This window comes from Cellulomonas wangleii, assembly GCF_018388445.1.
Lineage (GTDB): Bacteria > Actinomycetota > Actinomycetes > Actinomycetales > Cellulomonadaceae > Cellulomonas > Cellulomonas wangleii.
On record NZ_CP074405.1, the window covers coordinates 1,958,071 to 1,970,370 of the forward strand.

Below are 12,300 nucleotides of genomic sequence, written 5' to 3' on the forward strand. Positions count from 1 at the left end.
CGGGATCCGAGCCGTCCCGTCAGCTGCGCACCCCCAGCACCGCGGCCACGGCGGGCGGTAGGGCCCCGGCCGGCGAGGACGCGCCACCCAGCGCGCCGCCGGCCATCGCACCGTCGCGCAGCAGCACGATCCTGTCGGCGATCCCCTCGGGGTCGTGCGCGCCGGTGTCGGCGACGAGCCCCACGAGGCTTGTCCGGAACCAGGCCCGGTGCGCGGCGACGAGGCGCCGCACCGGGTGCTCGGGGTCGCGGTACTCGGCCGCGGCGTTGAGGAACGGGCACCCGCGGAACCCGGGGGCCGTGACGTCGTCCCGCACGCGGGCCGCCAGCAGCAGGAGGGGGTTGCGCCGGTCGCGCGCCGCGTCGCGCACGACGTCCGCGAGGACCGTGCGCTCGTGCTCGGCCCGCCGGCGCAGGTGCGCGAGCACGAGATCGTCCTTCGACGGGAAATGCCGGTACAAGGTCATGCGGGTGGTTCCGGCGAGGACGACGACGTCCTCGATGCTGACGTCCCGGGCGCCCCTGTCATAGAACAGCACGTCCGCCGCGTCGAGAATTCTCTCCCTCGGGGCGGGTGGTCGGGGGGTCGCGACGGTCGTCAAGCCGCTACCTCCTGACGGCCAGGCGCCCGGCCGTTCCGCACTCTACGTGGCGGAATGCCCGACGCGCATGCGGTCCTCGGGGCGGGCCGCACGGCGACCGACCCTGCCGTCGCCCGTGGGGGCGACCCGGGGTCGTGGCGCACAAGAATGGTCAGTATCGCCGCCGCGGGCCTTTGATGTCGGTCGTGTAAATACCCGGGCGCAGTTCAGTAACAGCGTGCCTTGCGGGCGCAGGAGGTGTGTGACGGCGGGAGCGCTTCGCCTACTGTCCGGCGCGTCCCACCACGGACGCGCCACCCCTCGCGGACGGCGCCACCGCCGGCGGCACACCCGACCCGCCTTGCACCGGAGGAACACATGAGAACCAGGCGCCCCACCGCCCTCACCGCACTCGGCCTGGCCGGGGCGCTCGCCCTCACGGCGTGCGCCTCCGACGGTGACGACGGCGGCTCGGACACGAGCACGGCGGACGCGGGCGGGGGCGTCGTCACCGTCCACAACGGTGAGCCGCAGAACCCGCTGATCCCGACCATGACCAACGAGGTCTTCGGGGCGCTGGCGGTGCAGAACCTCTTCGCCGGGCTCGTGTACTACGACGCCGAGGGCGCCGTGCACGACGAGGTCGCCGAGTCGATCGAGTCCGACGACAACCTCACCTGGACGATCACGATCGCCGACGGGTGGACGTTCAGCGACGGGACGGACGTCACCGCCGAGAGCTTCGCGAAGGCGTGGGACTACGGCGCCGCGCTCGACAACAAGCAGAGCCTGTCGTACTTCTTCGAACCCATCGAGGGCTTCTCCTACGATGAGAACGTCTCCCTCATCGAGGCCGGCGGCCTGGTCGTGGAGGACGACAGCACGCTCGTCGTGAAGCTCAGCCAGCCCGAGTCCGACTTCCCGATCCGGCTGGGCTACGCCGCGTTCTTCCCGCTGCCGGAGGTGTTCTTCGAGGACCCCGAGGCCTTCGGCGAGGCGCCGGTCGGCAACGGCCCGTACATGCTGGAGTCCTGGGAGCACGACCAGGCCATCACCCTCGAGCCGAACCCCGAGTACGCCGGTGAGCGGACGCCGCAGAACGGCGGCCTCGAGCTCGTCGCGTACACCGACGAGGACTCGGCGTACAACGACCTGCTCGGCGGTCAGCTCGACATCATCAAGAACGTGCCCTCGTCGGCCTTCGCGACGTTCGAGGACGAGCTCGAGGGCCGCTCGGTCAACCAGCCGGCCGCCGTCATCCAGGTGCTGACCGTGCCGCAGTGGCTGCCCGAGTTCCAGGGCGAGGCGGGCCTGCTGCGCCGGCAGGCGGTGTCCCACGCGATCAACCGCCCCGAGGTGACCGAGACGATCTTCTCCGGGTCGCGCACCCCGGCCACGGACTTCACGTCGCCGGTGATCGACGGCTGGACCGAGGACATCCCCGGCAACGACGTCCTGGACTACGACCCCGAGCTCGCGGTCGACCTGTGGGCGCAGGCCGAGGCGATCACGCCGGTGGGCGACTACACGCTCCAGATCGCCTCGAACGCCGACTCCGACCACCAGACGTGGGTCGACGCGGTCTGCAACAACATCCGCACCGTGCTCGAGATCGGCTGCGAGTTCTACCCGTACCCGACATTCGACGAGTACCTCGACGCCCGCGACGCGGGTTCGGTGCCGGGCCTGTTCCGCGGTGGCTGGCAGGCCGACTACCCGGCCATGAGCAACTTCCTCGGCCCGATCTACGGGACCGGTGCAGGCTCCAACGACGGCCAGTGGTCCAACGCCGACTTCGACGCCAAGCTCGCCGAGGCGAACGGGGCGGACGACCCGGAGGCGGCCGTGGCCCTGTACCTCGAGGCCGAGTCGATCCTGTTCGAGCAGCTGCCGGGTATCCCGCTCTGGTACAACAACGCGACCGGCGGCTGGGCCGACACCGTCGAGAACGTCGAGTTCGGCTGGGACTCGGACCCGATCCTCTACCAGGTCACCAAGAGCGAGTGACGCGCGGTCCCGGCGCCGCCGACCCGCGGCGCCGGGACCCGTCCACCCGCTCCGTGACGGAACCACCGGAAGAGACGTCGGCATGCGCTGGTACATCGGCCGCAGGGTCCTGCAGGTCATCCCCGTCTTCCTCGGCGCCACCCTCCTGCTCTACGCGCTGGTGTTCCTGCGCCCGGGTGACCCCGTGCTCGCGCTCGGCGGCGAGCGCGGCCTGCCCGAGGCCGTGCAGGAGCAGATCCGTGCGGAGTTCCACCTGGACGAGCCGTTCCTCGTCCAGTACCTGCTCTACCTCAAGGGCATCGTCACGCTCGACCTCGGCGTCACGTTCACCGGCCGTGAGGTCACGGAAGTCATCGCCCAGGCGCTGCCGGTGACGTTCCAGCTCGCCCTCATGGCGCTGGCCATCGAGGCCGTGCTCGGCGTCGGCTTCGGACTCCTCGCCGGGATGCGCAAGGGCGGGCTGTTCGACTCGACGGTCCTCGTGCTCAGCCTGCTGGTGATCGCGGTGCCGACGTTCGTCCTCGGCTTCGTCCTGCAGATCGTCGTCGGGGTCAACCTGGGCTGGCTGCCGATCACCGCCGGCCGTGACCCCGACGTCGTCAGCCTGCTGATGCCGGCGTCCGTCCTCGCCGCGACGTCGTTCGCGTACGTGCTGCGCCTGACCCGGACGTCGGTGCAGGAGAACCTCTCCGCCGACTTCGTGCGCACGGCCCGCGCCAAGGGCCTGTCCCGCACACAGGTCACCGGGCGGCACGTGCTGCGCAACTCGCTCATCCCGGTCGTGACGTTCCTCGGTGCCGACCTCGGCGCTCTCATGGGCGGGGCGATCGTCACCGAGGGGATCTTCAACATCCACGGCGTCGGGGGCACTCTCTACGACGCCATCACGCGCGGCGAGAACGTGACCGTCGTGGCGCTGACCACCGTGCTCGTGCTCGTCTACATCGTCGCCAACCTCGCGGTCGACCTGCTGTACGCCGCGCTGGACCCGAGGATCCGTTATGCCTGACGCCCCCCTCAGCACCGGTGCCGTCGACGCCGTCCGCACCGCACCGCGACCCGGTCAGGAGCACATCGCCCGTCCGGCCTCCGACGACGAGCTCGGCGCCGTCGACGCCGTCCGTACGACGAGCGCGCCCGCGGGGTTCTGGCGCGAGGCGTGGCACGGCATGCGCCGACGCCCCCTGTTCTGGGTGTCCGCGCTGCTCATCGTCATGGTCCTGCTGGTGGCCGCGTTCCCCGGTCTGTTCACGTCGATCGACCCGCGCACGTGCGCCCTGTCCGACGCCCTGGACGCCCCCCGGGCCGGGCACCCCTTCGGGTTCGACCGTCAGGGGTGCGACATCTTCTCGCGCACCGTGCACGGCGCCCGGGCCTCGGTGATCGTCGGCGTGCTCACCACGCTGCTCGTCGTCGCGGTGGGGACCACGGCGGGTGCGCTCGCCGGGTACCTCGGAGGGTGGGCGGACACGCTGCTGGCCCGCGTGACGGACATCTTCTTCGCGATCCCCCTCGTGCTCGCCGCCATCGTCATCATGAGCCTGTCCACCCGCCGGACCGCCCTGACGGTGGCCCTGGTGCTGGCGTCCTTCGGCTGGCCGCCGATCGCGCGCATCGCGCGCGGCACCGTGATGTCCGTCAAGAACGACGAGTTCGTCACGGCCGCGCGGTCCCTGGGCATGAGCAGGCCCGGCATCCTCCTGCGGCACGTGCTGCCGAACTCCGCGGCACCGGTCATCGTCTACGCGACGGTGGCCCTCGGCACGTTCATCGTGGCCGAGGCGACGCTCAGCTTCCTGGGCATCGGGCTGCCGCCGTCGGTCGTGTCCTGGGGCGGGGACATCTCGCAGGGGCAGGGCGCCATCCGCACGAACCCGGAGATCCTGCTGTACCCCGCCGGGGCGCTGGCCCTGACGGTCCTCGGCTTCATCATGATGGGCGACGTCGTGCGCGACGCCCTCGACCCGAAGGCGCGCACCCGATGAGCACCCCCACCCCCCGGACGCCGCTCGACCCGGACGCCCCGCTCCTGGAGATCCGTGGGCTCGAGGTGGCGTTCGCCACCGCCACCGGCCCGGTGCACGCCGTGCGCGGTGCCGACCTGACCGTCTACCCGGGTCAGTCCGTCGCGATCGTCGGTGAGTCCGGGTCCGGCAAGTCGACGACCGCGCACGCGATCATCGACCTGCTGCCCGGCACGGGCCGGGTCACCGGTGGCAGCATCCGCTTCGCGGGTCGTGAGCTCGTCGGTCTCGGCCGCCGGGAGGTCGAGGCGCTGCGCGGCGACCAGATCGGCCTGGTCCCGCAGGACCCGATGTCGAACCTCAACCCCGTGTGGAAGATCGGCTCCCAGGTCGAGGAGGCGCTGCGCGCCAACGGGTTCGTCGGCACGCGGGCGGCGCGCCGCACCCGTGTGCACGAGCTGCTCACGGAGGCGGGGCTGCCGGACGCCGGTGCGCGTGCCGGCCTCTACCCGCACGAGTTCTCCGGCGGCATGCGCCAGCGCGCGCTCATCGCGATCGGTCTGGCATCACGCCCGCGGCTGCTCATCGCCGACGAGCCGACGTCCGCCCTCGACGTGACCGTGCAACGGCAGATCCTCGACCACCTCGACACCCTGACCGCCGACCTCGGCACCGCGGTCCTGTTCATCACGCACGACCTCGGCCTCGCGGCCGAGCGCGCCGAGCACCTCGTCGTGATGTACCGGGGTGAGGTCGTGGAGTCCGGGCCGGCGCGCCGGATCCTGGCCGATCCGCTGCACCCGTACACCCGCCGGCTGGTGGCCTCGGCGCCCTCGCTGTCGTCGCGCCGGATCCAGGTCGCCCACGCCCGCGGCGAGCAGCCCGTCGACGACCTCCTCGCGCGGCACGCCGACGAGCCCGAGGCGCGGCGCGACGAGGTCGTCGTGGCCTCGCACCTGACGAAGGTGTTCCGCACCCGTGGCCGTGGTGCGCGAGCGACCGGCTTCACGGCCGTGGACGACGTGAGCTTCACGCTCGCCCGTGGCCGCACGCTGGCCCTGGTGGGGGAGTCCGGCTCGGGCAAGTCGACCGCGGCGAACATGGTGCTCGGCCTGCTGGAGCCGACGGCCGGGACGGTGCTGTTCGACGGGCAGGACGTCGGCGGGCTGACCCGGCGGGAGCAGCTCGCGTTCCGCCGCCGGATCCAGCCGGTGTTCCAGAACCCCTACGGGTCGCTCGACCCGCAGTACTCGGTCTACCGGTCGCTCGAGGAGCCGCTGCGCGTGCACCGGGTCGGGGACCGCCCGGCGCGCGAGGCGCGCGTGCGCGAGCTCCTCGACATGGTCGCCCTGCCGCACGACGTCATGCGACGGTTCCCGGCCGAGCTGTCCGGGGGGCAGCGCCAGCGGGTCGCCCTCGCACGGGCGCTCGCGCTCGCGCCCGAGGTCGTCGTGCTCGACGAGGCCGTCTCGGCGCTCGACGTGCTGGTGCAGGCGCAGGTCCTCGACCTGCTCGCCGGACTGCAGCGCGAGCTGGGCCTGGCGTACCTGTTCATCACCCACGACCTCGCCGTGGTGCGCCAGATCGCGGACTCAGTCGTCGTCATGCGCGAGGGCAAGGTCGTCGAGCACGCCCCGACGGACGACGTGTTCGACGCCCCCCGGGAGCAGTACACGCGGGACCTGCTCGCCGCGATCCCCGGTGCGGGGCTGGCGCTGCCCGCGGGGCGCTGACGGGGGTGACGTCGGCCGCCGACGTCACCGGACAGCAGAAGAGCCGTCCCGGACCTCCGGGACGGCTCTCGCTGGGTGATGCTGGTGGGCGATACTGGGATCGAACCAGTGACCTCTTCCGTGTCAGGGAAGCGCGCTACCGCTGCGCCAATCGCCCATGGGGGGAGTACATGCGAGGTGGAGACGGGATTCGAACCCGTGTATACGGCTTTGCAGGCCGCTGCCTCGCCTCTCGGCCACTCCACCGCTGAGACCGCAGTCCACAACGGTTGGGTACCGATGGGGATAGCCTCCGAGCGGACGACGGGATTCGAACCCGCGACCCTCACCTTGGCAAGGTGATGCTCTACCACTGAGCCACGTCCGCGCGTCAGTTCCGCCGTTTCACCGGCGTTCCTGGTGCGTCGAAGACTCTAGACGACAACATCGGTGAGAGTCCAACCGGCCCCTCACCAGCGTGTCCGCGGGCGCGTTCCGTGGCTCCTGCGAGCGGCCCGGACGCCCGTCGGGCCTGGGTAGGTTGAGCCCGTGCCCAGCCCGTCCGCAGCGCCCGTCCCCGCCCCCGGTGAGGCGTGGTTCGGGGGGCGCCACGCCCGGGGGGTCGTCGAGCACGCCGATCTGCGGGCCCGGCCGGACGCGACGGCGGCACCGGGCTGGTGGGCGGTCGTGGGGGAGTTCGAGGGCCGTGTCGACGCGTGGCGCTTCGCCGACGTGCGCCCGGCGGCCGTTGCGCAGGGTGCGTCGCAGGCCTGGCAGGGGCCGCCGCGCGCGGCCTGGACGTCGTCGCTGGACCGTGCCGGCTACGTGGCCGCGGTGGAGCGGGTCCGCGCGCACGTGCGCGACGGGCTGGTGTACCAGGCGAACGTCTGCCGCGTGCTGTCCGCGCCGCTGCCCGGCGGCGACGGCCGTGAGCCCGCTGCGCGTGCCCTGGGCGCCCGTCTCGCGGCCGGGAACCCGGCGCCGTACTCCGGGGGCGTCCACGTGCCCTTCGGGGGCCCTGTGGCGCCGGGGTGGGTCGTCACGGCCTCGCCCGAGCTCTTCCTGCGCGTGCGGGACGGCGTCGTCACGTCGGCGCCCATCAAGGGCACCGCGGCCACGCCCGCCGGTCTGAGCGCCAAGGACCGCGCGGAGAACGTGATGATCACCGACCTCGTGCGCAACGACCTGCAGCGCGTGTGCCGGCCGGGGACCGTGCGGGTGACCGACCTGCTGGCCACCGAGCAGCACCCTGGGCTGGTGCACCTCGTCTCGACCGTCGCCGGCGACCTGCTCCCCGAGGTCCGGGACGCACCGGACGGTCTCGCCCGGCTGCTCGCCGCGACCTACCCGCCGGGCTCGGTGTCCGGGGCGCCCAAGAGCTCGGCGCTCCGGGTGATCGCGGAGCTCGAGCCCGTCCCGCGCGGCCCGTACTGCGGCCTGGTCGGATGGGTGCACGTGGCCGGGGACGGCACCTGGTCCGCCGAGCTCGCCGTCGGCATCCGCACCTTCTGGTGGCGTGACGACGTCCTGCGCTTCGGCACCGGGGCCGGGATCACGTGGGCGAGCGACGCCGCGGCGGAGTGGGACGAGACCGAGCTCAAGGCCGCCCGACTGGTCGCGCTCGCGTCGCGCTGACGACCGGCCGCGCGGGCGCGGCCGGTGGCAGGATGGCCGGCGTGGACGTGACCATCTGGGCCGACGGCCGGCTGCGCACCCCGGACGAGCCGGTGCTCACGGCCGTCGACCACGGCGTGACAGTCGGCGACGGTGTCTTCGAGACCTGTGCCGTGCACCACGGCGTCGCGTTCGCCCTGACCCGGCACCTGGCCCGCCTGGAGGCGTCCGCGCGGGGGATGGGGCTGCCGGCCCTGCCGCTGGACGACGTGCGTGCCGGCGTGCGCGCGGTGCTCGCCGCGGCGGGGGAGCGCGCGGGGCGCCTGCGGATCACCGTGACCGGCGGTCCGGGTCCGCTGGGCACGCAGCGCGACGCGCCGCACGAGCAGCGCCCCGTGGTCGTCGTGGTCGCAGGTCCGGCGGCCGCGGCCGAGGTCGCCCGCGCGGTGCGGGTGCCGTGGGTCCGCAACGAGCGCTCACCGCTGGCCGGGCTGAAGACCACGTCGTACGGCGAGAACGTCGTGGCGCTCGCCCGCGCCCGCGAGCACGGCGCCGACGAGGCCCTCCTGGCCGACACCCGGGGGCGCCTGTGCGAGGGCACCGGGTCCAACGTGTTCGTCGAGACCGCCGGGGAGATGCTGACGCCCGCGCTGGAGACCGGCGCGCTGGCGGGCATCACCCGCGAGCTCGTGCTGCTGTGGGGGCGTGAGGCCGGGCTCCCGGTGCGCGAGGCCCGTCCCGACGAGCTGCCGTGGGAGGTGCTGGACGACGTGGCCGCCGGGCGCGCCCACCTGGCGCTGACGGGGTCCGTGCGTCACGTCACCCCGGTCGTGCGCCTCGACGACGTGGACGTGACGCCCGGACCGCTGTCGCAGGAGGCCCGGCGCGTGTTCCTCGAGCGGCTGCCCCAGGACCTGGACCCGTAGGCCCCTGCGGAGCCGGACGGTGGCGGGCCCCGGACGACCGCACGGCTGGACGACGACGCGCCCGGACGACGACGCGCCCGGACGACGACAGCCGGCCCCGCGCGTGCGGGACCGGCTGGAGCCGTCGGGTGGTGCCGCGGGTCAGGCGGTGAGCAGGGCGGCGATCAGCGCCGTGATCTCGCCCTCCATCTTGTCCGACTCCGCGCCCACGGGGACGAGGGACTCGGTCGCGGCGAGGAACCGCAGCAGCGGCTCCGTCGGCGCCGCCAGCAGCGCGCTGCCCTCGACGCCCGAGAGCGACACGAGGGTGTAGTCGGGGTCGTCGTCGCGCCAGACCTGCACGTCACCGGTGCCGGCCGGGGCGTCGGCGACCGCGTGCACGCCCTGGGCGAGCAGCTCGCGGCCGAGCAGCCACGTCGACATCGTGTGGGCGCCCGTGAAGACGGCGCGCACCGTGTAGGGGTCGGTGGTGCGGAAGCAGAGCTCCGCGGACACCGGGATGACGGTCGCATCGGACCCGATGAGCTGCATGGCGACGACCTCGATGACGTCGTACGACGATCCCGTCATCGGGTCCTCCTGTCGCGTGGTGGTGCCCGCACGGGCCCGTGGACTCACATCATGGCAGGACCGATGTCCCATTGGACCGTTGCTTGCCCACAGTTCACCCGCCCGGACCCTTTCACCTTGATGGAAAACGTTGCCCATCGCACGGGAGGGTGCAGATCGCGACAAGCTGCCCGGTCGCGGCGCCGGTCGTGAGACCCGTCGTGAGCACGTCGGGGCGCTCCTGCGCAGGGCTCCACGGGCCGGCGCGGCACGCCGACGACGAGGTCGGTTCGGCGTTCGGGCCGACGTCCGCTAACATCGTCTCCCGTGCCGCCCACGGGTGGTTCGCCGGTGGTCTGCCCCGAGGGGCTGGGCCGTCGACGGACCCGGACGGCGCACGCAGCGGGCGATTGGCTCAGTGGTAGAGCGCCTCGTTCACACCGAGGAGGTCACTGGTTCGAACCCAGTATCGCCCACCCGCTCGACGACGCCCCGGCCTGATGGCTGGGGCGTCGTCGTGTCCGGACCGGGTGGGCCCGGCGGGTCGTGGCCGCCGAGGACCGCACCCGTCCCGCCGCCCGCGGGCTCAGGCGGCAGGCACCAGGGCGGTGCGGGCGGCGCGGTCGATGACGCCGGCGACCACGTCCGGACGCGTGAGGTACGCCGCGTGGTTCCCCTCCACCTCGGTCACCTCACCTCGCGCGGGCAGCTCGCGTCCGTGCTGCTCGGGGACCGCGCCGGCCGGGGCGTGCACCGAGGTCGGCAACCGCGGGCCGTGCCAGACTCGCGACGTGGACTTCCTCTCCGCCTACGCCCACGGGTTCGCCCGGGTCGCCGCGTGCACGGTGCCCGTCACCGTCGCCGACCCGGCCCGCAACGCGGCGGCCGTCATCACGGCCGCGCGTGCGTGCCACGACGACGGCGTCGCCGTCGCCGTGCTGCCCGAGCTGTGCCTGTCCGGCTACGCGATCGACGACCTGTTCCTGCAGGACGCGCTGCTCGAGGCGGTGCGCGCCGCGCTCGACGAGGTCGTCGCCGCCTCGCACGACCTGCGGCCCGTGCTGGTCGTGGGCGCGCCGCTCGCGCACGGCGGGCGGCTGCTCAACGCCGCGGTGGTCGTGCACCGCGGCCGGGTCCTCGGCGTCGCGCCCAAGTCGTACCTGCCGACGTACCGGGAGTTCTACGAGCGTCGCTGGTTCGCCCCGGGGGACGACGTGCGCGGCACGATCACGATCGCCGGGCAGGACGTGCCGATCGGCCCCGACCTGCTGTTCGCGGCGACCGACGTGCCCGGGCTCGTCCTGCACGTCGAGGTGTGCGAGGACCTGTGGGTCCCGGTCCCGCCCAGCGCGACCGCCGCGCTCGCGGGTGCCACCGTGCTCGTCAACCTCTCGTCGAGCCCGATCACCGTGGGGCGGGCCGAGGACCGCCGGCTGCTGGTGCGCTCGGCGTCCGCGCGGTGCGCAGCGGCGTACGTGTACGCGGCGGCCGGGTACGGCGAGTCGACGACGGACCTGTCGTGGGACGGCCAGACCATGGTCTACGAGCTGGGCGAGCTGCTGGCCGAGGGGCCGCGGTTCGTCGACGAGCCGGTGCACACGGTGGCGGACGTCGACCTCGACCGGCTGCGCCAGCACCGCCAGCGCACCGGGACCTTCGACGACAACCGCCGCGGGCTGGGCATGCCCCCCGCGGGCGCCTCGCACCGGACCGTCGCCTTCACCCTCGACCCGCCGGCGGGCGACGTCGGGCTGCGTCGGCGAGTCGACCGGTTCCCGTTCGTGCCGGACGACCCGCAGCGCCTCGCCCTCGACTGCTACGAGGCGTACAACATCCAGGTCAGCGGCCTGGAGCAGCGGCTGCGTGCGGTCGGGGGCGCCAAGGTCGTCATCGGGGTGTCCGGCGGGCTGGACTCGACGCACGCGCTCATCGTGGCCGCCCGGGCCATGGACCGGCTCGGCCGTCCCCGCAGCGACATCCTGGCGTTCACGATGCCGGGGTTCGCGACCAGCGAGGGCACGAAGGCCAGCGCGCTGGCGCTCATGGAGTCGCTCGGCACGACGTTCGAGACGATCGACATCCGCCCCGCCGCACGCCAGATGCTCGCGGACCTCGGCCACCCTGCTGGCGCCGGTGAGGAGGTCTACGACGTCACGTTCGAGAACGTGCAGGCGGGTCTGCGGACCGACTACCTCTTCCGCGCAGCCAACCAGCGCGGCGGCATCGTGCTGGGCACCGGCGACCTCTCGGAGCTGGCGCTGGGCTGGTGCACCTACGGCGTGGGGGACCAGATGTCCCACTACGCCGTCAACGCCGGCGTTCCCAAGACCCTGATCCAGCACCTCATCCGCTGGGTGGTCGGCGAGGGGCACTTCGACGACGCGACGAACGCGGTGCTGCTGCGCGTCCTGGACCAGGAGATCTCCCCGGAGCTGGTCCCGGCGCGCGAGGGCGAGCGGATCCAGTCCACCGAGGACACGATCGGCCCGTACGCGCTGCACGACTTCGCGCTGTACCAGCTGCTGCGGCACGGCATGCGGCCCAGCCGCATCGCCTTCCTCGCGTGGCACGCCTGGCACGACGCGTCGGCGGGGGAGTGGCCCCCGGCGTGGCCGCAGGACCGGCGCCCCGAGTACGACCTGCCGACGGTGCGTTGCTGGCTCGAGGTGTTCCTTCGACGGTTCTTCGCCAGCCAGTTCAAGCGCTCGGCGCTCCCGAACGGCCCGAAGGTCAGCGAGGGCGGCACGATGTCGCCACGCGGCGACTGGCGGATGCCGTCCGACGCGTCGCCCGCGGCCTGGCTCGCGGAGCTCGAGGCGCACGTCCCGCACGAGCTGCCCGGCGGGCCCCGCCCGTCCTGACCCGCCTCTGCACCCCGGTCGGCGACGGCGGGGTGCGCCTCCGGCCGACCGCGGTCGGTAGCATCGACCTGGCCCGTGTCGACGACC

Annotated in this window: 9 protein-coding genes and 4 tRNA genes; 8 read left to right on the forward strand and 5 right to left on the reverse strand. The window is 73.3% G+C overall.

The genetic code is table 11. The annotated features are described in order from the left end of the window. Positions 1-19 precede the first annotated feature (19 nt). Complete coding sequence (locus tag KG103_RS09010) at positions 20-601, reverse strand: TetR/AcrR family transcriptional regulator (RefSeq protein WP_207342006.1); 582 nt, start codon at positions 599-601, stop codon at positions 20-22. Positions 602-958: 357 nt separating this feature from the next. Here KG103_RS09010 and KG103_RS09015 point away from each other — a divergent pair, with 357 nt between their 5' ends. The 4 genes from KG103_RS09015 to KG103_RS09030 all read left to right on the forward strand — a co-directional run bounded on the left by KG103_RS09015 (position 959) and on the right by KG103_RS09030 (position 6,284). Then, the gene (locus KG103_RS09015; protein WP_207342005.1) at positions 959-2,587 is read left to right on the forward strand and encodes a peptide ABC transporter substrate-binding protein; all 1,629 of its coding nucleotides are present in this window, start codon (positions 959-961) and stop codon (positions 2,585-2,587) included. Between the two features lie 82 nt (positions 2,588-2,669). Continuing rightward, on the forward strand, positions 2,670-3,596 hold the full coding sequence (locus KG103_RS09020; RefSeq protein ID WP_207342004.1) for an ABC transporter permease: 927 nt from the start codon (positions 2,670-2,672) through the stop codon (positions 3,594-3,596). After that, the gene (locus KG103_RS09025; RefSeq protein ID WP_207342003.1) at positions 3,589-4,572 is read left to right on the forward strand and encodes an ABC transporter permease; all 984 of its coding nucleotides are present in this window, start codon (positions 3,589-3,591) and stop codon (positions 4,570-4,572) included. The genes KG103_RS09020 and KG103_RS09025 overlap by 8 nt, the downstream gene beginning before the upstream one ends. Then, a complete protein-coding gene (locus KG103_RS09030; protein ID WP_207342002.1) occupies positions 4,569-6,284 on the forward strand; it encodes a dipeptide ABC transporter ATP-binding protein in 1,716 nt (571 codons plus the stop codon). Before KG103_RS09025 ends, KG103_RS09030 begins: the two co-directional genes overlap by 4 nt. A gap of 82 nt (positions 6,285-6,366) precedes the next feature. Here the strand turns inward: KG103_RS09030 and KG103_RS09035 are convergent. The 3 genes from KG103_RS09035 to KG103_RS09045 form a co-directional block, all read right to left on the reverse strand. Continuing rightward, positions 6,367-6,441: transfer RNA gene (locus KG103_RS09035), tRNA-Val, on the reverse strand. Between the two features lie 18 nt (positions 6,442-6,459). Further along, positions 6,460-6,530: transfer RNA gene (locus KG103_RS09040), tRNA-Cys, on the reverse strand. A gap of 49 nt (positions 6,531-6,579) precedes the next feature. Then, a tRNA-Gly gene (locus tag KG103_RS09045) sits at positions 6,580-6,651 on the reverse strand. A gap of 161 nt (positions 6,652-6,812) precedes the next feature. Here KG103_RS09045 and KG103_RS09050 point away from each other — a divergent pair. Both KG103_RS09050 and KG103_RS09055 read left to right on the forward strand, forming a co-directional pair. Further along, the gene (locus KG103_RS09050) at positions 6,813-7,898 is read left to right on the forward strand and encodes a chorismate-binding protein (RefSeq protein ID WP_207342001.1); all 1,086 of its coding nucleotides are present in this window, start codon (positions 6,813-6,815) and stop codon (positions 7,896-7,898) included. Between the two features lie 41 nt (positions 7,899-7,939). Then, positions 7,940-8,803: an aminotransferase class IV gene (locus KG103_RS09055; protein WP_207342000.1), complete on the forward strand. Its 864-nt coding sequence runs from the start codon at positions 7,940-7,942 to the stop codon at positions 8,801-8,803. A 141-nt stretch (positions 8,804-8,944) separates the two neighbouring features. On the opposite strand, the gene KG103_RS09060 is transcribed toward KG103_RS09055, so the two are convergent. Next, entirely contained in the window at positions 8,945-9,373 is a 429-nt protein-coding gene (locus KG103_RS09060) for an SsgA family sporulation/cell division regulator (protein ID WP_089798897.1), read from the reverse strand. A 383-nt stretch (positions 9,374-9,756) separates the two neighbouring features. Here KG103_RS09060 and KG103_RS09065 point away from each other — a divergent pair. Beyond that, a tRNA-Val gene (locus KG103_RS09065) sits at positions 9,757-9,828 on the forward strand. A gap of 315 nt (positions 9,829-10,143) precedes the next feature. Then, a complete protein-coding gene (locus tag KG103_RS09070; RefSeq protein WP_207341999.1) occupies positions 10,144-12,213 on the forward strand; it encodes an NAD(+) synthase in 2,070 nt (689 codons plus the stop codon). Positions 12,214-12,300: the final 87 nt, after the last annotated feature.

Excerpts from the sequence above, each read along its gene's own strand:
- KG103_RS09015 (WP_207342005.1), top strand. The coding sequence starts at position 959 with ATGAGAACCAGGCGCCCCACCGCCCTCACCGCACTCGGCCTGGCCGGG.
- KG103_RS09020 (WP_207342004.1), top strand. The coding sequence starts at position 2,670 with ATGCGCTGGTACATCGGCCGCAGGGTCCTGCAGGTCATCCCCGTCTTC.
- KG103_RS09025 (WP_207342003.1), top strand. The coding sequence starts at position 3,589 with ATGCCTGACGCCCCCCTCAGCACCGGTGCCGTCGACGCCGTCCGCACC.
- KG103_RS09030 (WP_207342002.1), top strand. The coding sequence starts at position 4,569 with ATGAGCACCCCCACCCCCCGGACGCCGCTCGACCCGGACGCCCCGCTC.
- KG103_RS09060 (WP_089798897.1), bottom strand. The coding sequence starts at position 9,373 with ATGACGGGATCGTCGTACGACGTCATCGAGGTCGTCGCCATGCAGCTC.